The 19,268-nt window shown below is 66.2% G+C and carries 19 protein-coding genes and 2 pseudogenes; 12 read left to right on the top strand and 9 right to left on the bottom strand.

The genetic code is table 11. The annotated features are described in order from the left end of the window. Positions 1-47 precede the first annotated feature (47 nt). From egtA to egtE, 5 genes are read left to right on the top strand one after another with little or no spacing between them, the layout of a single operon-like run. Positions 48-1,337, top strand: a complete 1,290-nt coding sequence (gene egtA / locus G6N13_RS06075) for an ergothioneine biosynthesis glutamate--cysteine ligase EgtA (RefSeq protein ID WP_179965090.1) — start codon at positions 48-50, stop codon at positions 1,335-1,337. Next, entirely contained in the window at positions 1,334-2,620 is a 1,287-nt protein-coding gene (gene egtB / locus G6N13_RS06070; RefSeq protein ID WP_163695248.1) for an ergothioneine biosynthesis protein EgtB, read from the top strand. Before egtA ends, egtB begins: the two co-directional genes overlap by 4 nt. Further along, on the top strand, positions 2,620-3,312 hold the full coding sequence (gene egtC / locus G6N13_RS06065) for an ergothioneine biosynthesis protein EgtC (RefSeq protein ID WP_163695247.1): 693 nt from the start codon (positions 2,620-2,622) through the stop codon (positions 3,310-3,312). Before egtB ends, egtC begins: the two co-directional genes overlap by 1 nt. Beyond that, a complete protein-coding gene (egtD, locus tag G6N13_RS06060) occupies positions 3,309-4,274 on the top strand; it encodes an L-histidine N(alpha)-methyltransferase (protein WP_163695246.1) in 966 nt (321 codons plus the stop codon). The genes egtC and egtD overlap by 4 nt, the downstream gene beginning before the upstream one ends. Further along, entirely contained in the window at positions 4,271-5,386 is a 1,116-nt protein-coding gene (egtE, locus tag G6N13_RS06055) for an ergothioneine biosynthesis PLP-dependent enzyme EgtE (protein ID WP_163695244.1), read from the top strand. The genes egtD and egtE overlap by 4 nt, the downstream gene beginning before the upstream one ends. A 270-nt stretch (positions 5,387-5,656) precedes the next feature. Here egtE and G6N13_RS06050 read toward each other — a convergent pair whose 3' ends face one another. The 6 genes and pseudogenes from G6N13_RS06050 to G6N13_RS06025 form a co-directional block, all read right to left on the bottom strand. Further along, entirely contained in the window at positions 5,657-6,334 is a 678-nt protein-coding gene (locus G6N13_RS06050) for a class I SAM-dependent methyltransferase (protein WP_163695242.1), read from the bottom strand. A gap of 10 nt (positions 6,335-6,344) precedes the next feature. Then, a pseudogene (locus G6N13_RS06045) lies at positions 6,345-6,741 on the bottom strand (glutamate--cysteine ligase); the annotation flags it as partial. Between the two features lies 1 nt (position 6,742). After that, positions 6,743-6,892, bottom strand: a pseudogene (locus tag G6N13_RS06040) (SAM-dependent methyltransferase); the annotation flags it as partial. Beyond that, positions 6,889-7,605: a hypothetical protein gene (locus G6N13_RS06035; protein WP_163695240.1), complete on the bottom strand. Its 717-nt coding sequence runs from the start codon at positions 7,603-7,605 to the stop codon at positions 6,889-6,891. The gene G6N13_RS06035 and the pseudogene G6N13_RS06040, both read right to left, overlap by 4 nt. A 343-nt stretch (positions 7,606-7,948) precedes the next feature. Next, the gene (locus tag G6N13_RS06030; RefSeq protein WP_163695239.1) at positions 7,949-10,093 is read right to left on the bottom strand and encodes a TPR repeat domain-containing protein; all 2,145 of its coding nucleotides are present in this window, start codon (positions 10,091-10,093) and stop codon (positions 7,949-7,951) included. Between the two features lie 6 nt (positions 10,094-10,099). After that, positions 10,100-10,405, bottom strand: a complete 306-nt coding sequence (locus G6N13_RS06025) for a WXG100 family type VII secretion target (RefSeq protein WP_163695237.1) — start codon at positions 10,403-10,405, stop codon at positions 10,100-10,102. Between the two features lie 137 nt (positions 10,406-10,542). On the opposite strand from G6N13_RS06025, the gene glpK reads away from it, so the two are divergent. Further along, on the top strand, positions 10,543-12,057 hold the full coding sequence (gene glpK / locus G6N13_RS06020) for a glycerol kinase GlpK (protein WP_163695236.1): 1,515 nt from the start codon (positions 10,543-10,545) through the stop codon (positions 12,055-12,057). A gap of 59 nt (positions 12,058-12,116) precedes the next feature. Here the strand turns inward: glpK and G6N13_RS06015 are convergent, their stop codons facing one another. Both G6N13_RS06015 and G6N13_RS06010 read right to left on the bottom strand, forming a co-directional pair. After that, positions 12,117-12,890, bottom strand: coding sequence for a PadR family transcriptional regulator (locus G6N13_RS06015; RefSeq protein WP_163695235.1), 774 nt, complete (start codon positions 12,888-12,890; stop codon positions 12,117-12,119). An 83-nt stretch (positions 12,891-12,973) separates the two neighbouring features. Further along, entirely contained in the window at positions 12,974-13,498 is a 525-nt protein-coding gene (locus tag G6N13_RS06010; protein WP_163695234.1) for a PadR family transcriptional regulator, read from the bottom strand. Positions 13,499-13,602: 104 nt separating this feature from the next. Here G6N13_RS06010 and G6N13_RS06005 point away from each other — a divergent pair, with 104 nt between their 5' ends. The 6 genes from G6N13_RS06005 to G6N13_RS05980 are packed head-to-tail and all read left to right on the top strand — an operon-like array spanning position 13,603 to position 18,152. Then, positions 13,603-14,949: a carotenoid oxygenase family protein gene (locus G6N13_RS06005; protein ID WP_163695233.1), complete on the top strand. Its 1,347-nt coding sequence runs from the start codon at positions 13,603-13,605 to the stop codon at positions 14,947-14,949. Positions 14,950-14,997: 48 nt separating this feature from the next. After that, positions 14,998-15,747, top strand: coding sequence for an SDR family oxidoreductase (locus G6N13_RS06000; protein ID WP_407663875.1), 750 nt, complete (start codon positions 14,998-15,000; stop codon positions 15,745-15,747). Beyond that, positions 15,728-16,237, top strand: a complete 510-nt coding sequence (locus G6N13_RS05995; protein ID WP_163695231.1) for a nuclear transport factor 2 family protein — start codon at positions 15,728-15,730, stop codon at positions 16,235-16,237. The genes G6N13_RS06000 and G6N13_RS05995 overlap by 20 nt, the downstream gene beginning before the upstream one ends. A gap of 25 nt (positions 16,238-16,262) precedes the next feature. Continuing rightward, positions 16,263-16,640, top strand: coding sequence for a hypothetical protein (locus tag G6N13_RS05990; RefSeq protein ID WP_163695229.1), 378 nt, complete (start codon positions 16,263-16,265; stop codon positions 16,638-16,640). 41 nt (positions 16,641-16,681) lie between these two features. After that, on the top strand, positions 16,682-17,782 hold the full coding sequence (locus G6N13_RS05985) for a cation:proton antiporter (RefSeq protein ID WP_163701771.1): 1,101 nt from the start codon (positions 16,682-16,684) through the stop codon (positions 17,780-17,782). A 43-nt stretch (positions 17,783-17,825) separates the two neighbouring features. Continuing rightward, positions 17,826-18,152 carry a hypothetical protein gene (locus tag G6N13_RS05980; RefSeq protein WP_170310439.1) on the top strand — a complete coding sequence of 109 codons (327 nt, stop codon included), beginning with the start codon at positions 17,826-17,828 and terminating at the stop codon, positions 18,150-18,152. Positions 18,153-18,358: 206 nt separating this feature from the next. Here the strand turns inward: G6N13_RS05980 and G6N13_RS05975 are convergent, their stop codons facing one another. After that, positions 18,359-19,243, bottom strand: a complete 885-nt coding sequence (locus tag G6N13_RS05975; RefSeq protein WP_163695227.1) for an RDD family protein — start codon at positions 19,241-19,243, stop codon at positions 18,359-18,361. Positions 19,244-19,268 lie beyond the last annotated feature (25 nt).

Here is a 19,268-nt window from a genome sequence, read left to right as displayed (position 1 = left end):
CAGGGGATCGAAGGAATTTGTCGGTGTGGTCGCCGAAGATGGATCGCATGACGTTCGTCGTCACGTCCGAGCCGGGCCGGGCATCGAGCGGCCCGGCCGTCGGCGAGCGCGTTTTGACCAGCTCATCCTCGGCCGCGCTGTACATCGCCGGCGCATCTCTGGAGCACGGCCCGATCGGCCGGGTGGGTCTGGAACTCGAAGCGCACTGCTTCGATCTGCATGACCCCCGCCGGCGGCCGGATTGGGTGCAGCTGAACAACGTGATCGCCACTGTGGGACCACTGCCCGGCGGCAGCGCCGTCACTGTGGAGCCCGGCGGTGCCGTCGAACTGTCCGGGCCACCGGCAGATGGGCCGGTAGCCGCGATCGCCGCGTTGAGCGCCGACCGCAAAGCCTTGCAATCGGCGTTCGCCGAGGCGGGTCTGGGCCTCGCGCTGCTGGGTGCAGACCCGCTGCGCCGTCCACACCGGATCAACCCGGGTGACCGCTATCAGGCCATGGAACGGTTCTTCACCGCCTCGGGCACGGGACGTGCGGGCACGGCGATGATGACGTCGACCGCCTCGATTCAGGTGAATCTCGACGCCGGCCCGCGCGACGGGTGGGCAGCCCGGGTCCGGCTGGCCCACTCGCTCGGCCCGACGATGATTGCGATCGCCGCCAATTCGCCGCTGCTCGCCGGTCGCTTCACCGGCTGGGCCTCCAGCCGTCAGCGGGTGTGGAGCCAGCTGGATTCGGCGCGCTGCGGACCGATCCTCGGTGCCAGCGGTGACGATCCGGGCACCGACTGGTCCCGCTACGCGCTCAAAGCTCCGGTGATGCTGGTGCACACCCCGGATGCGGTGGCGGTCACCGAGCATGTCCCGTTCGCCGATTGGGCCGACGGGCTCGTGCTCCTGGGTGATCGCCGGCCCACCACCGCCGACCTTGATTACCACCTGACCACGTTGTTCCCGCCGGTGCGCCCGCGGCGCTGGCTGGAGATCCGCTACCTCGACAGCGTGCCCGACGAACTGTTGCCGGCGGTGGTGTTCCTGATGGTGACGCTGCTCGATGACCCGGTGGCTGCCGAGTTGGCCGCCGAAGCCGTCGAACCGGTCGCGACAGCGTGGGATCTGGCGGCTCGGATCGGCCTCAAGGACGACCGGCTTTACGAGGCGGCCAACCGCTGTGTCGCGGTGGCCGCCGAACGCGCACCCGCGGAGTTATCCGAGTCGATGCAGCGGTTGGTGCAGAGCGTGGAGAACGGCCGCAGTCCCGCCGACGATTTCGCCGACCAAGCCATCAGCAGTGGCATCGAGGGCGCACTGCTGCAGATGGCCAGGTCGACAGCATGATCGGGCGCGACACCTTGGCCCGCGATCTCGATCGGGCCCGGCAGCGCACTCTGGCCCTCACCGACTTCGACGATGCCGAGTTACATCGCCAGTACAACCCGCTGATGAGTCCGCTGGTATGGGACCTTGCGCACATCGGGCAACAGGAGGAGCTGTGGCTGTTGCGCGACGGTGACCCGCACCGGCCGGGGATGTTGCCTGCCAATATCGAAGGCCTCTACGACGCTTTCGTGCACTCTCGGGCCAGCCGCGTCGACCTGCCGCTGCTGTCGCCCGCGCAATCACGCGCCTACTGCAACAGCGTCCGGGCCGCCGCGCTCGACATCTTGGACACCCTGCCCGAACGCGATGACGACGCCGAGGTCGCATTCCGCTTCGGCCTGGTGATCAGCCATGAGAATCAGCACGACGAAACCATGCTCCAGGCGTTGAACCTGCGCAGTGGCGCGCCGATTCTGGCGCAGCGGAATGCCCTGCCTGACGGGCGACCCGGCCTGGCGGGCACCTCGGTGCTGGTCGCCGGCGGTGCGTTCGTACTCGGTGTCGACGGGCGAGACGAGCCGTTGTCGCTCGACAACGAGCGGCCTGCGCATTTGGTCGACGTACCGGCCTTCCGGATCGGGCGGGTGCCGGTGACCAACTCCGAGTGGCGCGAGTTCGTCGACGGCGGCGGATACGTCCAGCAGCGGTGGTGGTCACCACGCGGCTGGGAGCACCGAGTGCAGGCCGGTCTGAGCGCGCCGGAATTCTGGAATCGTGAGGGCACCCGAACCCGGTTCGGCCATGTCGAGGCGATCCCCGGCGACGAACCCGTGCAGCATGTCAGCTTCTTCGAAGCCGAGGCCTACGCGGCGTGGGCGGGTGCCCGCCTGCCCACCGAAATCGAATGGGAGAAGGCCGCGGCCTGGGATCCCGGTGCCGGCACCCGCCGCCGCTATCCCTGGGGTTCCGACGAACCCAGTGGGCGCTTGGCCAACCTCAGCGGTACGGCGCTGCGGCCTGCACCCGTCGGCGCCTATCCCGCCGGGGCCTCGGCCTACGGGGCCGAGCAGATGCTCGGCGACGTGTGGGAGTGGACCACCTCGCCCTTGCGGCCGTGGCCCGGATTCACCCCGATGATCTACCAACGCTATTCGGAACCATTCTTCGACGGGGATTACAAGGTGTTGCGCGGCGGTTCCTGGGCGGTGGCCGCCGACACGTTGCGGCCAAGCTTCCGCAACTGGGATCACCCGATCCGCCGGCAGATCTTCTCCGGTGTGCGCCTGGTCTGGGACGTCTGATGTGCCGACATCTCGGGTGGCTGGGTGAGCCGGTGTCGATCGCCTCGCTGATGCTGGATCCGCCCTCCGGCCTGCAGGTGCAGTCCTACGCTCCGCGCCGGCAGAAGCACGGGCTGATGAACGCCGACGGGTGGGGCGTGGGGTTCTTCGATCATGGACACGCTCGCCGGTGGCGCAGCGCGTCACCGCTGTGGGGTGATGTGTCCTTCGCGTCGGTGGCACCCGCGCTGCACAGCCGATGTGTAGTCGCCGCGGTGCGTTCGGCGACGGTGGGCATGCCCATCGAGGCCAGCGCTTCGGCGCCATTCAGCGACGGCAGCTGGCTGCTGTCACACAACGGAGTCGTCGACCGCGGGGTACTGCCCGTCAGCCGCGCCGCCGAATCAACGGTCGACAGCGCGATGCTTGCCGCGCTGATCTTCGACCGTGGCCTGGACAACCTCGCCGACACCATCCTCGACGTCGGCACCGCAGACCCTTCAGCGCGACTGAACATCATGGCGGCCAACGGATCCCGGCTAGTGGCCACCACCTGGGGCGATACTCTGTCGGTCCTGCGCCGCGACGATGGTGTGGTGCTGGCCAGCGAGCCCTATGACGACCATCCCGATTGGCAGGACATTCCCGAACGGCACCTGGTCGACGTGACTGGGGGACAGGTGTCGCTGACGCCGCTGGAAGGATCTTCGTGACGTTCACGCTGTCGCACTACCTAGCCGCCGACTCCGCTGCCCAGGCATTGCGCGCCGACGTCCGGAACGGGCTGGCGCAGAATCCGAAATCGTTGCCGCCCAAGTGGTTCTACGACTCTGTGGGCAGCGAGCTTTTCGACCAGATCACCCGGTTGCCGGAGTACTACCCGACCCGGGCCGAGGCGCAGATCCTGCGTGCCCAGTCGCCGGCGATCGTGGCGGCAAGTGGTGCCGACACGCTGGTCGAGCTCGGCAGCGGCACCTCGGAGAAGACCAGGCAGCTCCTGACGGCGCTGCGCGACACCGGATCGCTGCGGCGCTTCGTGCCCTTCGACGTCGACTCGAGTGTGCTGGAGTCGGCCGGCGCCGCATTGGCTAGCGAGTATCCCGGTCTCGAGATCGACGCTGTGTGTGGTGATTTCGAGGAACACCTAGCCAGAGTTCCTGCCGGCGGTCGGCGGCTGTTCGTCTTTCTCGGCTCGACCATCGGCAATCTGACGCCAGGTCCTCGCAAGCAGTTCCTGGCCGCGCTGGCCGATGTGCTCGATCCCGGGGACAGCCTGTTGCTGGGTACTGATCTGGTCAAAGACACCGGCCGGCTGGTCCGTGCCTACGACGACGGCGCCGGCGTCACCGCGCGGTTCAACCTCAACGTGCTGGCGGTGGTCAACCGCGAGCTGGACGCGAACTTCGATCTCGGTGCCTTCCAGCACGTCGCTCGCTGGAATCCAGACGAGGAGCGGATCGAAATGTGGCTGCGGGCAACAGCTCCGCAGCGGGTGGTTATCGGCAGCCTCGGGATGCAGGTCGATTTCGCCGCAGGGGAGGAGATGCTCACCGAGGTGTCGTGCAAGTTCCGGCCGGAGACGGTCGCGCAGGAACTCGCCGAGGCGGGGTTGCGACGCACTCACTGGTGGACCGACCCGGCAGGCGACTTCGGCCTGTCGCTGGCAGTGAAGTGAGCGGACCAGAGGCCCTGGCACAGAGTTGGCGCGCTGCTCGGCTGCCTGCCGCAGGTGTGCATCTGGACAGTGCCGCGTGTTCGCGCCAGAGTGTGGCGGCGATCGATGCCGCGGCCGCGCATGCCCGCCACGAATCCGAGGTCGGCGGCTATGTCGCGGCACAGGCGGCAGCATCGGTGCTCGACGCCGGCCGCGCGGGTGTCGCTGCGCTGACCGGAATGTCGGCCGCCGACGTGGTTTTCACCACCGGTTCGGGAAACGCCCTGCAACTGCTGCTCGGTGTGTGGCCGATGGAGCGCACGGTCGCGTGCCTACCCGGCGAGTACGGTCCAAACCTCGCGGGGTTCGCCGCCAACGGATTCAGCCGCCGGTCATTGCCAGTCGATAGCCTCGGCCGGGTCGATCCCGATGCTGCACGCACGGCGTTGGCCGATGATCCGCCGGCGATGGTGCACCTGACCGCGGTCGCCAGCCATCGCGGCGTCGTGCAACCGGTGGCCGCCGTTGCAGAGATATGCCGGGAGATCGGGGTGCCGTTGATCGTCGATGCTGCCCAGGCCCTGGCGCACATCGACTGCGTGGCCGATGCTGATGCCGTCTACTCCTCGTCGCGCAAGTGGCTGGCCGGCCCGCGCGGGGTTGGTGTGCTCGCCGTGCGTCCGGCGCTGGCCGACCTGCTGCAGACTCCGGAGTGGGCCGGCTCGCTGTCGGCGCTGCAATGCTTGGAATTCGGTGAGGCCAATATTGCTACCCGGGTTGCTTTTTCGGTGGCCGTGGGGTTGCATCTCGCGGCTGGCCCGGACGCGGTGCGGCAACGCTTGGGGGAGCTGGGACGGCAGGTGCGCACGCTGCTCGCCGACGTTCCCGGCTGGCGGGTCGTCGAACCTGTCGACGAGCCAACTGCCATTACCACGCTGGCGCCGACCGAGGGCACCGACCCGGCGCAGGTGCGGGCCCGACTGATCGCCGAGTATGGCATCGTGACGACCGCGGCCGGCATTGAGCGGGCACCCCTGGAGATGACGACGCCGGTGCTGCGAGTCTCGCCGCATGTTGACGCCTCCATCGAGGACCTCGAGGCGTTCGTGACGGCGCTGCGCGCTCTAACCTGAAGCGGCCCAGACTGGCTCATCCGTGTGGCGCGATAGGCATCGATGGCCCCGGAATGCGCTGGGATGAAGCTCGTTTGGACCGTCGACGGCGTTTCGAGGTGTTGGATTCCGCAGATACAGCGTGGCACCGGACGCGCTGTAGCGCTGGCCAGGGTCGCCACCACGGCGCTGGCCAAATCAGCGGCGGTGGCCTGACGGCAGAGCAGGAGACTGGCCACTCCGATCGAGCGGATGCCCGCGGGCACATAGTTGCCTGTCGGAATAACAGATTCAGCCCTCGTTGTGGGCGCTGAGCAGGAATGCCGGCAGCTTCGTTCGGCCCTTCTCATCCAGATCGAAAGGCGTTGCGGTGGGCGGTATGCCGGGGATCTCAGGCTGGTAGGCGTGGATAAACGCCGGACGGATCTCGTCGATCACGAAGTGCTTCGACACCGCTGCCCGCAGCTCGTCCTCATCGACCTCATTGGGCTTAGTCTCCAGATGCGGTGGGAAGGCGCCCTTCGCGAACACCAGCACGTACAGCTTGGCACCCGGCGCGGCGGCGCGGTGAATGGACTGCAGGTAGGAATCGCGACGATCGACCGGAAGCGAGTGGAACAGGGTGCTGTCGACGATCGTGTCGAAGCGGCCGTCGTAGCCAGTGAATGAGGTGATGTCAGCGCACACATACGTCGTATTGCCCAGACCGCGTTTCTCGGCGGCTTTGGTCGCCGCGGCAATGGCCGTCGGTGACAGGTCGATGCCGACGACGGTGCTGCCGGCCGCGGCGAGCGTCAACGACAACTCGGCATGCCCGCACCCGGCGTCGAGCACGTCACCGGTGAGTTGGCCGTCCCGGATCAAGGCAGCCAGCTCGGGTTGCGGTTCCCCGATACTCCATGGTGGCGGGCCGTCGAAACCGTCTTCTCCCCGGTAGACGCTGTCCCAGTCCATCACCTCAGAATCCATGGCCCCCAACCTACTCCGCGGCGCCGTCCGCCCAGGTGTGGACGGGTTCGTTGCTGTGCATCAGATCGCAGTACCGGCGCAGCATCTCGGCGAGCGCCTGCGGGCGGGCCATGCCGCCGCGCTGCAACGCCTCCACCGTGGCGACCTGCCACGCCGACCCGTTGCGGCTGGTCTTGGCCCGGCCTTCGATCACCCCGAGGTAGCGGTCGCGCACTTCGGCGGCCACGCCCCAGCGGCGCAAGCCTTCGTCGGCCATCGGCAGCAGGGTCCGTAGCACCAGCTCATCAGGGGGTGATCTCACCCAATCCGGGCCAGTACAGCCGGGCGTCCATCCCGTGCCGCGCGGCCTCGATGAAATTGTCTTGTGCCGCAGTGAAACTCATCTTTTTCCACAGCGGCCGGTCGGAACATCGTGCCGAACCGGTCCAGCGCTGCCACGATGTCGCGTTTGACGTCATCGCCGATGTCGTCGCGGTCAAGGTACTCCTGACCGTTGGTCTGCAGCAGCCGATCCAGGCACGAGGCATCCGGGCCGCCGCGGGGCATATCGGCGATCATTCGGGTAGCGCCGGCCAGCCGGGCACTGGAGCAGGTGCGGGTGGGGGATTCTCGAAGGTGGGGCCTGGCAGTTGCAGGCCGGGGGTCTGCATGCTGGTTGTGCACTGCTGCTCAAGGGCATCAGTTTCAGGATCTTTGCCGGACTTGCCATCTGGAGTGAACCACTCCGGCAATGGCCGTCCTGCAGTTGCAACCCACGGCCCGAACACGTCTTCGGCAGGAGCGGGCAGAGGTCCCCGTTGGGGAGCGGTAGGGCTTGCGGGTGCCGGTGGACCAGTTGTGGGTGTCTGGTCGCTGAAATCGACGCGCATGACCCATGGTTTCAGCTCGCTACCGCTGAACATCGGCCGGTACTTCTTTTCGGGCGTAACGAGGTACAAGCCCTGTTCGGCGACGCATACCCGCGTAGAAAAGCCGTCGGGAATCGGCGTGATCCGCAGGATGTGTAGATAATCCACGCCATACAGAGGTTTATCCAGGTAGGGGCCGATCACGGAAGTGGATTGGTCGATGCGCGGAGCCGGATTGTTGATGCGCTTGATATTGAAGACCCCGTCGGGCGGATACGGAACCGCGCGTTTAAAACCCGGGTATCCCGCATCGGGATTCGCAAGGAGATTGATGAGGAAAAACGATTCCAAATAGGCGCGAATGGGTACGGCTGGCCCTTTATACAAGTCGATGCCAGGGTCCGCGCTCCAATGGAAACGCATGTTCGCCGCTAGCGGTGTAAGGTTCGGAAATTCAGCGGCAGGGGGAGTCGGCGATTCATGGGCCGAGTCGTGGCGTGAATTGCAGCTGCTAATCGTGAATGCAACAAGCGCAATAATCAAAGCGGCGCACGCACTGGTGCTACTTGAGCGCATTATTGTGCCCCTCTGTGTAATTTGCCCAGATCTGTGAATTGGGTATCCCCAGGGTATTTAGGTAATCTTGTATAGCATTCCTGAATGCGCCTCCGTCGGCCTTCGAAGCTTGAGATTGATAGTCCTGCAATGCCGAACCGTCGGGCAGCGCATACTCTGCTAGCCCGCTCGTATTGCCGACCCCGGCGGTCTACAGCTCCGCCGCTAGCGCGTATTGCGCCGGTGTCGACGCTCTGATGTTGGCCTCGCCTAGGGGTGAGGGTGTTGGCGCGTCACCGAGGAACATTTGGTTTAGCACATAGGCAGCCGTGCTGGCGTACTGGCCAGCAATCGGCACTGAGGATCCGACGCCGTCGAGGCCGTCGATCCACGCTTTGCGCCTGTCGTAAGCCGCCTGGGCCGCGAGATTGTGATCGGTGATTCTGTCGTTGGCTTCGACGAGGTTGGCGTGATCACGTATTCCGTACATTTCACCGATGGTGGTCGCGTCGGCGTAGTCAATCGTGCTGGAGTCACCCGTTGTCAAGGACTTTGCGATCGACTGGGCTAGCTCGTGGTGCCAAAGAACGGTATAGCCTTCCGCCGCCTTGTTGATGTACCGCGAGGCTGCGTCATCGCTGTCGAGCACTGCGAAAACGCCCTGTGCAAGCGGTGCGTGTCCTTCTCCGACGCCGAGTGCGCCGTCGAGCAATCCGAATCCGCGGGTGTCCTCCAAGCGGTTGTTCATCATGTCCGGAATGTCGTGCGACAGAGCATGCGAAAGACTCTGTGCAAGTTCAGGATTCATCTGTCCCAGGCTGTCGCCTGCACCGTTGAGATTCAGCAGGTGCTGCCACTTGTCGCCGAGCTGGAAGGCCGCAGCGTGGGCGGTTTGACCCGCCCGCTCGGCGAGTGCGACCTCGGTGGCGTTGCCGGGATCATGCACCACCGCTTGGCCTTCGATGTTGTGGAACAGACTGCCAACAGACTTTCCGCCGTCGGCGTAGTCGTGGTTGAACATGTCCGCCAGGAACTGTTGGCCCCGGCCAGAATCCGCTGACAGGCCGTCCACCGCCGCGCCGGTCACCGCATCGTGGATCACTAACGAATCTGCGTGGACGACGTCGAGCATTCGCTGCAGGGTGGGGTCAATGCTGTTCTTGGACCGGATCGTTCGATCCATCTCGGCGCCGGCGGGCCCCATCGGCAGAGCCTGGTCGTTCGACGCGGTGACCAGTGCGTGCGCTTTGTCCAGCACCAGGACATCCAGCCCAGAGCCCATCTTCACCCCAGGATCGCCCTTGGCGGCGATGTTGGCCAGAGCCATGAGTTGCTGATTGGCCATCGGCGGTGCGAGCGGCTTGGGCATACCGCCGCCGGGCTGCCCCGGCGTGCCGGGCCGGGGATAGAACTCTTGCATCACCGGCGCGTTGGCCAACCCCTGCGGAAGCGCGAACTTGCCGCCCCGGTCGGGGACGTACCCCACGGTTCCCGGCTTGCCCTGGCCGGGCACTCCGCTGCTGATGTAGGGATTGGACGCCACATGAAGCGCCGAAGCGAGCTTGTCACCGTCAGGCCCCAGCTTGCCTATCAAGTCGGACACCTGTTGCGGGGTCTTGTCGCCGAGAGCTTGTGACACGCCGATCAGATAACCCAATTGGTCGGGCGGTAACACCAGATCGCCGCGTTGGAGTGCTTCGAGCTGACTCGGCGACAAGGTCGTGGCCTCGGTAAGGCGCTGCCGCTGTCGATCGGTGAGCTGGCCGCTCTGCAGGGCCAGACCGTCGCCTGCGCCCAACCCGTTGTCCATCGGCGTGTGCGGGCCATCGTGCAGTTCACGGGCGACGTCGGCAGCCGACATGGTCCCGTTCGCGCCGTCGATCGCGGCTGCGAGGTCGCGGTCAGCGTTGTTCGCTCGATCAAGCAACTCGACAATTTCGTCATGGATGATGCCCATCCGGCGCTCGAGCTCGGCGATGTCATCGGGATCGGTGGGCTGCGGATTCGGCGGCAGGATCTCGTTGGTCTCGATATCGATGGTGATTCCCCAGCGGTCGGCCATCCGGCAGATCTTCTGCCAGTCCGACTTGATTCCCCGGACCTCGGTCTCGGCGGTGCTCGCCGCGTTAGCGACGGCATCGAGTTGGTCGGCGTGCAGATCGAGATCCCGTTGAATGCCGGAGCTCGCCCGCATGGCCGCATCGTGTGCCGCGCCTTCCAAGGGCACCGACGCCATCACCTGGCCGAGGCTTTGCGATGTTTGTCGGGTCGCCTCGGAGTGGCCGGTCACCGCGGAGAAGACCTCATGGATGGCGTTGGGGTCCCACCGGTCCAGGTCGGCCAGGGACATGCTCATCGTGCATTATCCCCGGTAGACGTCAGCCAGTTTGTCGGCGCGTCGCTCTTCGGTGACGGCGAAGGTGCGGGCCGTGGTGTGTAAGTGCTGGCCGTGGTCATCCACGTTGGTTACCAGCGCTTCCGCGCGCTTGCCCAGCGTCGCGGCCCAGGCACCCAACGATTGCGCCGATTGGCCGGCCCAGCCGCCGTGCGCTGCCCAGATGCGCGTTGCAGCGGCACTGTGGCCGGCAGCGAAGTCATCGCCGTGGCCCTGCACCTGCGTCGCGGACGCATCTACTCCTTCGACATTGACAGACAACTTGTCCGGCATCGTCGTCCCCCTTCGTCACCTGGACCAATTGTGTCGAATTGCCGCTCCGAGTCACTTCACCTGGCGTTTTTACTGCCTGCGTCCGAGAAGCTGGCATGCTGGCCACATCGGCTACCGTCGACCTTTGAGGAGCACCGTTGGCTGACTTCGTCGCCTCGATTGACCAAGGCACCACCAGCACCCGCTGCATGATCTTCGATCACAAGGGCACTGAGGTCGGCCGGCACCAGCTCGAGCACGAGCAGATCCTGCCGCAGTCCGGATGGGTCGAACACAACCCGGTCGAGATCTGGGAACGCACCCAAACAGTCGTGAAGTCGGCGCTCAACACCACGAAGCTGGCCGCCGGTGACCTCGCCGCGGTGGGCATCACCAACCAGCGCGAGACCACGCTGGTGTGGAACCGCAAGACGGGCCGGCCGTATTACAACGCGATCGTCTGGCAAGACACCCGCACCGACAAGATCGCGGCCGCGCTGGATCGCGACGGCCGCGGCGACATCATCCGGCGCAAGGCCGGTCTGCCCCCGGCCACCTACTTCTCCGGCGGCAAGCTGCAGTGGATCCTGGAAAATGTCGACGGCGTGCGCGCCGACGCCGAACGCGGTGACGCCCTGTTCGGCACCCCCGACACCTGGGTGCTGTGGAACCTCACCGGCGGAACAAAAGGTGGCGCGCACATCACCGATGTGACCAACGCCAGCCGCACCATGCTGATGAACCTGGAGACCCTCGACTGGGACGAGGAACTGTTGGGGCTCTTCGGTATTCCACGCGCAATGCTGCCCGAGATCCGGCCGTCGTCGTCACCGGACCCCTACGGGACGACGCTGGCCGGTGGCTCCGTCGGCGGCGAGGTACCGCTGACCGCGAGCCTCGGCGATCAGCAGGCCGCGATGGTCGGGCAGGTGTGCCTGGCACCCGGGGAGGCCAAGAACACCTACGGCACCGGTAACTTCCTGCTGCTCAACACCGGCGAGAAGATCGTGCGCAGCGAAAACGGGCTGCTGACCACCGTGTGCTACCAGTTCGGGGACGCCAAACCCGTTTACGCCCTTGAGGGTTCGATCGCCGTCACCGGCTCGGCGGTGCAGTGGTTGCGCGATCAGCTGGGCATCATCAGCGGCGCTTCGCAGAGCGAGACGCTGGCCGCGCAGGTGCAGGACAACGGCGGGGTGTACTTCGTGCCGGCGTTCTCGGGACTGTTCGCCCCGTATTGGCGCTCGGACGCGCGCGGCGCGATCGTCGGGCTGTCCCGCTACAACTCGAATGCGCACGTGGCCCGCGCGACGTTGGAGGCGATCTGCTACCAGAGCCGCGACGTGGTCGATGCGATGGAAGCCGATTCCGGTGTGCACCTTGAGGTTCTGAAGGTCGACGGCGGTGTCACCCAGAACGAGTTGTGCATGCAGATTCAGGCCGATGTGCTCGGCGTGGACGTGGTGCGTCCGGTGGTCGCCGAGACGACGGCGCTGGGGGCGGCCTACGCCGCCGGGCTGGCGGTCGGATTCTGGTCGGATCCCGACGACCTGCGGGCCAATTGGCAGGAGGACCGTCGGTGGTCGCCGGCGTGGAACTCCGAGCAGCGCGAGGCCGGCTATGCCGGGTGGCGCAAAGCCGTCCAGCGCACGCTGGACTGGGTCGAGGTCTAGACACAGGTTGGGCGCGGTTTCATGCGCTGTGCGCACGAAAGCGCGCCCAAGTCTGCGTATTACTCGGATTCGCCGAGGATCTGGTAGATCTCGCGACGCGCATTGTTGACGATGTCGATGATGCGCTGCTGCTGCTCGGAGTTGGCAGCGAAAGCCGCCTGCCGTACGGCGCCGAACAACTGGCCGACTGCGGCGCGGATGTTCACCTGGCCGGGGTCGGCACCTTCGGTGATCTCGTCCCACGGTGCGGTCTCGATCTTCTCGACGGCCACGCGGCCCTCGTCGGTCAGCTCGAAAAGCTTCTTGCTGCCCTCGGATTCGGTGGCCACCAGCAGACCTTCGTCGACCAGCAGCTGCAGGGTCGGGTAGACCGAGCCGGGACTGGGCTTCCATAGATCCTGGGTGCGCTCGGCGATCTCCTGGATCATTTCGTAGCCGTGCATCGGCCGTTCGGCCAGCAGCTTGAGGATTGCGGCGCGCACGTCGCCGCGCTTGCCGCGGCTACGGCCGTGTCCGCGGCGACCGCCGCGTCCACCGGCACCGAAGCCACCGGGGCCGAAACCTGGACCGAAGCCACCGGGGCCGAAACCTGGACCGAAGCCCGGACCGAATCCGCCGCGCGGGCCGAAGGCCGGACCGTCGTGGACATCGCCGTGCTCGCGGAATTGATCGCGGAGCTGCGCACTTGATTGGTCGCGATGCTCGCGACGGCCGTGGCGTTCGCCGCGGCGACCGCGACCCGCTGGGGCAAAGCCGAAGCCGGGACCGAAGCCCGGGCCGAAGCCGGGGCGACCCATGTCAGGGCCGCCGAACTGGGGAAATGGGGTGTTCATGAAAGTTCTCGTTTCTGGTCAGGAAACGCCGAATGCGTTTCCGATACGGTGACGATATATCGGAAACTATCGTGATGCAACGGTTAATCTGATGTCTTGTCGATTTCCCTGATCAGCCAGCGCGCCCAGTCGGTCTCCATCGCTTGGGCGCGCAATCCGAATTCCAGGGCTGCCCGCCCGTAGAAACCGGCGGGGTTGTCATCCCAGTCGATGGCGTCGCGCAGCTGCTCGTAGCGGGCCAATTCGGCTTCGGAATGCTCGGCCACGGCGGTGACGTAGGCTCTGGCCTGCTCATGCGTCATCTCGCTGAGCAGGAACACGCGCAGCAGTTCGGCGCTGCGATACGGCGGGTCGTCCTGGGGATTGGTCATCCAGCGCAGCAGGTCCACACGGCCGGCGTCGGTGACGCGGTACTCCTTGCGGCCGCGCGGACCGATATCGCTGACCTCGATCAGGCCGGCGCTGGCCAGCTTGTTGAGCTCGCCGTAGAGCTGGCTCTGGGTGGCCGGCCAGACGTTGGCCATCGAGATTTCGAACCGCTTGAGCAGGTCGTACCCGCTGCCGGGCTGCTGTGCCAGAAGGCCGAGCGCCGCGTACCGAAGACTCACGGCCCTATCGTAGGTGCGATATGTCAGTTGTGGAATGTCACGCGCCGCCAATCTGTGACATTTCATTATTGACAGGTCATCTGTGGACTGTCAGAGTATTCGGTATGACGGACATCACCACCGATTCAGCCAACTTGCCCACCCAGGGTCAGTTCTTTCAGCGTGGCAACTACGCGCCGGTGCCGGACGAACTGACCGAATACACGCTTCCTGTCGAGGGCGCCATCCCACCCGAGCTCGACGGCTGGTATCTGCGCAACGGGCCGAACCCGCGTGCGGCCACCGGCCACTGGTTCACCGGCGACGGCATGCTCCACGGCGTGCGCCTCGAGGGCGGTGCGGCCAAGTGGTATCGCAACCGCTGGGTGCGCACCGACAGCTTCCTCGATCCGTTCCCGCTCTACCGCGAGGACGGAACACGCGACCTGCGAGCCGCGGTCGCCAACACTCACGTCGTCAATCACGCCGGTAAGACGCTGGCGCTGGTCGAGTCGTCACTGCCGTACGAGGTCACCAATGATCTGGAAACGGTCGGCTGCTATGACTTCGGCGGCAAGCTGGTCGACTCGATGACCGCGCACCCCAAGATCTGCCCGACCACCGGGGAACTGCATTTCTTCGGCTACGGCAGCATTTTCGCGCCGCACGTCACCTACCACCGCGCCGATGCCAATGGAGAGTTGACCATCAACCGTCCGGTCGACGTGAAGGCGCTGACGATGATGCACGACTTCGCGCTGACCGCGCAGCACGTCATCTTCATGGACTTGCCGATCGTGTTCAACCTCGACATCGCGCTCAAGGGTGAGGGCGATATGCCCTACCGCTGGGACGACGCCTACGGCGCCCGGCTGGGTGTGTTGCGCCGCGACGACCCGTTCGGCGAGATCCGCTGGTTCGAGATCGACCCCTGTTACGTGTTCCACGTCGCCAACGCCCACGAGACGCCCGACGGTAAATCGCTTGTCCTGCAGGCGGTTCGGTATGCCGAATTGTGGCGTGACAACGGTGGATTCGACGCTAACGCGGTGCTGTGGAGCTGGACCATCGACCTGCAGAGCGGCACCGTCAGCGAGCGTCAGCTCGACGACCGGGCAGTGGAATTTCCGCGGATCGACGATCGGCTGGCCGGGCTGCCGGCCCGCTACTGCGTCTCGGTCGGCGACGCCAGCCTGGTGCGGCACGACCTGGTCACCGGCAGTGCCGTCGAACATCGTTTCGCCACCGGATTGGCGCCGGGTGGTCCGGGCGAGGCGGTCTTCGTACCGTCGGCGTCGGGCCCGACCGACGAGAGCAACGGCTGGTACATGGCGTACGTGTACGACGCCGCGCGTGACGGCAGCGATCTGGTGATCTTGGACGCCTCCGATTTCGCCGGCGAGCCGGTCGCCAAGATTCAGCTGCCGCGCCGCGTCCCCTACGGTTTCCACGGCAACTGGATTCCTGCCTAGCGGTACCGCGGCGCCAGCCTGGCCGCGGCGGTTGGGACGATGGAGCGCGTGGGTGACTTCAATGCGCTGCCGGGCACCGCGATCGTCGTCGGTGGCACCGGCGGCATCGGGTCGGCGATCGTCGCGATGCTGGCCGCGCGCGGATCGCGGGTGGGTTTCACGTACTACGGCAACGCGACCAAGGCTGCCGCACTCGCCACTGCGGAGATCACCGGCGAACAGCTCGACATCACCGATGCCGCAGCGGTGCGGCACGTCATCGACACGTTCGCCGAGCAGGGTGGTGTGCACACCGTGGTCCACGCCGCTGGTGCCCACGTCCCGATGCGCCACCTCAGCACTGTCGACCCGGAACGCTTCGATCAGCAGCTCGGTACCGATACCGGTGGGTTCTTCAACGTCATCGCCGCGGCCCTCCCACACCTGCGGAGCGCGCGCGGCAGTCTGGTGGCGGTGACGACAGCGGCGACGCGTCGCTTCGCCGTCCGCGACGGACTGTCGGTAGCCCCCAAGGCCGCCATCGAGGCGTTGATCCGGGGGATCGCGGCCGAGGAAGGCCGCTTTGGTGTGCGTGCCAACTGTGTCGGGCCCGGCATGCTGGTCGACGGCAACGCCGAACGCCTGATCGCCGACGGTGACCTCGACGAGAAGGCGCTCGACGCCGCTCGCCGCAACACCCCGTTGGGACGTTTCGGTGTCGCCGCCGACATCGCCGAAGCGGTCTGCTTTCTCGCCTCCCCGCGAGCGGGGTTCATCACCGGCCAAAAGCTCGATGTAGATGGAGGTTACGGTGTCTGACCGATTGGCTGACATTCATGCGATCCGCGATGTGGTCGCGCTCTACTGCCGCGGTGTGGACCGGCTCGACCTGGACCTGGTGCGTCAGGCCTACCATCCCGACGGCATCGACCACCACATCGGTTTCGACGGCACCGTCGACGAGTTCGTACCGTGGCTCGGCAGAGGCCTCGAGTTCCTGGCAGGGACAATGCATTTCATAGGTAACCATCACGTCGACTTCGTCGGCGACGATATCGCGATCAGCGAGACGTATTTGACGGCAACGCATTGGGGCAAGCCTGACCAGGGAAAGGCCAACTTCACCACCGGTGCGCGCTACGTCGACCATATGGAGCGCCGGGACGGCAGATGGGCGATCGCCGAACGCTGGGCCGTGCGCGAATGGACCCGTCCGGACGTGTTCGTCGCCCCCGAACGCCCCGGCCCCCGCGGCACCCGCGACGCTGACGATCCGCTGTCCGTCCTTGTGAAACGGTTCGGCGTGTAGGTGCTACGAGTACCCTCACCACATCATGGCGGTGAAATGGTTCGATGAGCCTGAAGAACACGACTACGAGGCGGCGGCGGATTACCTGGGCATGCTCGCCGAGGATGCCACGGTGGCGGCCACCGTTAACGCTCTCAAATCAGCGAAGCTGGTGTACCGCAAGGCCAAAGACATCCTGCGCGCGGCCCGCCTGAGCCTGTTGCCTCCCGACAACCCGCATGTGCGCTCGGACGTGGAGAAGATCGGCCACGGCAAGAAGTTGTCACCGATTCTGCTGGTGCGCGGCACCCCCGCCGATGCCCTGCAGATCGCCGACGGGTATCACCGGGTGTGCGCCAGCTACCTCACCGATGAGGACACCCCGATTCCGTGCCGTCTCGTATCGTGGGCGCCCACGACGTGAGTTTCGGCTTCTCCGCGCTGGCACTCGTGGCGGTCGTCGGTATGGCCGGTCCGCTGCTCGCGTCGGTGCCACGGCTGCGTATCCCGGTCGTCATTGGCGAGCTCGCGGTGGGATTACTCATCGGCAGAACCGGATTCGGCCTCGTCGACGCCGGCGACCCCACCTTCAGTCTGCTGGCCGATATCGGATTCGCGTTGGTGATGTTCGTGGTGGGCACCCACGTCCCGATCCGCGATGCCACGCTGCGGTCCTCGATCCCGGGCGCGGTCGTGCGGGCCATCCTTGTCGGTGCGGTGGCGACCGTGTTCGCGGTCGGACTGGCCAGCGTCTTCCACACCGGGCATGCCGCGGTGTACGCGGTGTTGATGGCGTCGTCATCGGCGGCGCTGGCATTACCGGTGATTCAGTCGCTTGGTATCGATGGCCCCTCCGTGCAGGGCGTCACGGCCCAGATCGCGATCGCCGACGCGACGTCGATCGTCCTGCTGCCCTTGGTGATCAACCCGGAGCGCGCGTTGACCGCGGCCATCGGTGCGGTGCTGATCGCGCTGGCCGCGGTAGTGCTGTTCGTCGTGTTGCGGTGGTTTGACCGCCGGGGATTGCGCAAGCGCCTGCACCGCTACTCGCAGCGCCATGGGTTCGCGCTGGAGTTACGGATCAACCTCATCGTTCTGTTTGCGCTCGCCGCGCTCGCGGTTTCCACGCATGTGTCGATCATGTTGGCCGGCTTCGCGCTCGGTCTGGTGGTCAAGGCCGCGGGGGAGCCACGGCGGCTCACACGCCAGCTGTTCGGCATCACCGAGGGCCTGTTCGGCCCGTTGTTCTTCGTCTGGCTCGGCGCCTCGCTACAAGTGCGCGAACTCGGCGACCATCCCGCCTACATCTTGCTGGGCGTCGGACTGGGGGTGGGTGCGGTGCTGGCGCACTGTGCAGGCCGGCTGACCGGTCAACCCCTGGCGCTGTCGGCACTGGCCGCCGCTCAACTCGGGGTTCCGGTGGCCGCGGCCACCCTGGGCACCCAGAACCACCTGCTCTCGTCCGGTGAACCGTCGGCGCTGATGCTGGGTGCGCTGCTGACGATCGTGGTCACCTCCGTGGCCAGCGTGATCGCCGCGCACCGGCAGCGCGAGCAGCCGGCTTAGCTCAACAACGTGTGCCGGGTGCCCGCCGCGGTGGCCGATCACTATGACCGCATCGAACGCCACCGGCACCCACCCCGATCAGGCACCCCGAGCCCGAATGTGGGTCAACTGGCTGCTGGCGCTGTCCACCATCCTGGGTGCGGGCGTCGTCCAACTGTTCGCCATGGGCGCGGTGATGAGCACCTCGTCGTGCAGCGCCGCCGACTGTCCCAAGCCCAGCGGGTTCGTCTACGGCCTGCTCACCTACGGCGCCCCGGTGGTGGCAGTGGTCGCGATCGGGTTGTCGTTCTCTACTGCCCGCCTTCGGCACGGGTTCCTGGTGCCGCTGGTGGCGTGGCGATGCAGGAAAGCCGCTTGGACCGGCCCGTAGTACGGCCACGTTCGGTAACACATTCAGCAGCCGTTCACCGCCGGCGCTGCGGCCCTCATAGGCGCCGATGAGGGGCGCTGGTCGCTCTCGTGGCGTGGTGCCGTTGCCGGACTACTTCCGCACCTGGACTGGACCCTCTGGAACCACGTGTGCACCGTCGCAGCGATACTCGGCTCGGTACTGATGATGATCGGTGTGCGGATGCGTTAGCTCGGTGGCACGAATCCGTCGGTGGGCGACGCGGTCGGGGCCACGATCGGTGGCGCCGCGGCCGGGTAGAAGGGTGGCGCCGCGGCCGGATAAGACGGCGGTGGGAGCGAATAGGTCGGCGGTGCGGGAGGGCCGGACGGTCGCAACCGGGCCAGCTCGCGGCGGTGCCGCTCGGCGAGCACGGCCGCCAGAACGTAGTGCGGCGGCACTCCGGGAGGCGGCGGTGGCGAGACCCTACTGGCGATATCGGCGGCGATACGATACGCCATATCGTTACGCACCTCGGGTGTCAATTGCGTTGCCCGAGAGAGGAATTGACGGGCCAGCTCGGCCTGTTCCGGGGTCAGTGCGGACAGCTCCAGCGACGACGCCCACCAGCTCAAGCTCGGTGGCATCACCGGCGGAGGTGGCAGCTTCGGGCCCCGCTCGCTGATCACGACGGTGCCGGCAAACACGTCGCCGATGCGTTTACCGCGCGGTGAGATCAGGCTGCAGATCACCGCCGGGCCGCCGGTCAGAGTCCAGATCTCCACGAACCCAGCCAAAGCGCGAAACAGGGCCTGCCGGAAGCGTTCCGGGCCGCCGTCATCAGACACGACTCGAAGACCCATCGCCATCTTGCCCAGCGTTCTTCCGCGGGTGGCGGTTTCGAATACAACGGGGTAGCCGACGATCGTCAACACCGTGAAGAGAATCAGCACCGCGGCCGACAGCGCCTCGTCGAACTGGGTGATCGTGGTTGCCCACAGGATCACGCCGATGATGTAGCCGATCATGACGACGGCGATGTCGATCAGCGCGCTCACGGCCCGCACCGGCAGCTGCGCGATCTGTACGTCGAGGACGACCGCGTCCCCTGTCACCACGGTCTCGGGCACCATGCCGACCAACGCTACTAGCATCGGC

Origin of the sequence: Mycolicibacterium sarraceniae, from assembly GCF_010731875.1 — a bacterium.
In the GTDB taxonomy this organism is placed as follows: domain Bacteria; phylum Actinomycetota; class Actinomycetes; order Mycobacteriales; family Mycobacteriaceae; genus Mycobacterium; species Mycobacterium sarraceniae.
This window is presented reverse-complemented; position numbering and strand designations above follow the sequence as displayed.

What these genes read in the sequence shown, in the direction of transcription:
- G6N13_RS05980 (WP_170310439.1), top strand. Translation starts at nt 17,826, where the DNA reads ATGACCGCATCGAACGCCACCGGCACCCACCCCGATCAGGCACCCCGA.
- egtC (WP_163695247.1), top strand. Translation starts at nt 2,620, where the DNA reads ATGTGCCGACATCTCGGGTGGCTGGGTGAGCCGGTGTCGATCGCCTCG.
- egtB (WP_163695248.1), top strand. Translation starts at nt 1,334, where the DNA reads ATGATCGGGCGCGACACCTTGGCCCGCGATCTCGATCGGGCCCGGCAG.
- G6N13_RS05990 (WP_163695229.1), top strand. Translation starts at nt 16,263, where the DNA reads ATGGCGGTGAAATGGTTCGATGAGCCTGAAGAACACGACTACGAGGCG.
- G6N13_RS06005 (WP_163695233.1), top strand. Translation starts at nt 13,603, where the DNA reads ATGACGGACATCACCACCGATTCAGCCAACTTGCCCACCCAGGGTCAG.
- G6N13_RS06030 (WP_163695239.1), bottom strand. Translation starts at nt 10,093, where the DNA reads ATGAGCATGTCCCTGGCCGACCTGGACCGGTGGGACCCCAACGCCATC.
- egtA (WP_179965090.1), top strand. Translation starts at nt 48, where the DNA reads ATGACGTTCGTCGTCACGTCCGAGCCGGGCCGGGCATCGAGCGGCCCG.
- G6N13_RS05975 (WP_163695227.1), bottom strand. Translation starts at nt 19,243, where the DNA reads ATGGTGCCCGAGACCGTGGTGACAGGGGACGCGGTCGTCCTCGACGTA.
- G6N13_RS06025 (WP_163695237.1), bottom strand. Translation starts at nt 10,405, where the DNA reads ATGCCGGACAAGTTGTCTGTCAATGTCGAAGGAGTAGATGCGTCCGCG.
- G6N13_RS06050 (WP_163695242.1), bottom strand. Translation starts at nt 6,334, where the DNA reads ATGGATTCTGAGGTGATGGACTGGGACAGCGTCTACCGGGGAGAAGAC.
- G6N13_RS05995 (WP_163695231.1), top strand. Translation starts at nt 15,728, where the DNA reads ATGGAGGTTACGGTGTCTGACCGATTGGCTGACATTCATGCGATCCGC.
- G6N13_RS06035 (WP_163695240.1), bottom strand. Translation starts at nt 7,605, where the DNA reads ATGCGTTTCCATTGGAGCGCGGACCCTGGCATCGACTTGTATAAAGGG.
- G6N13_RS06015 (WP_163695235.1), bottom strand. Translation starts at nt 12,890, where the DNA reads ATGAACACCCCATTTCCCCAGTTCGGCGGCCCTGACATGGGTCGCCCC.
- G6N13_RS05985 (WP_163701771.1), top strand. Translation starts at nt 16,682, where the DNA reads ATGGCCGGTCCGCTGCTCGCGTCGGTGCCACGGCTGCGTATCCCGGTC.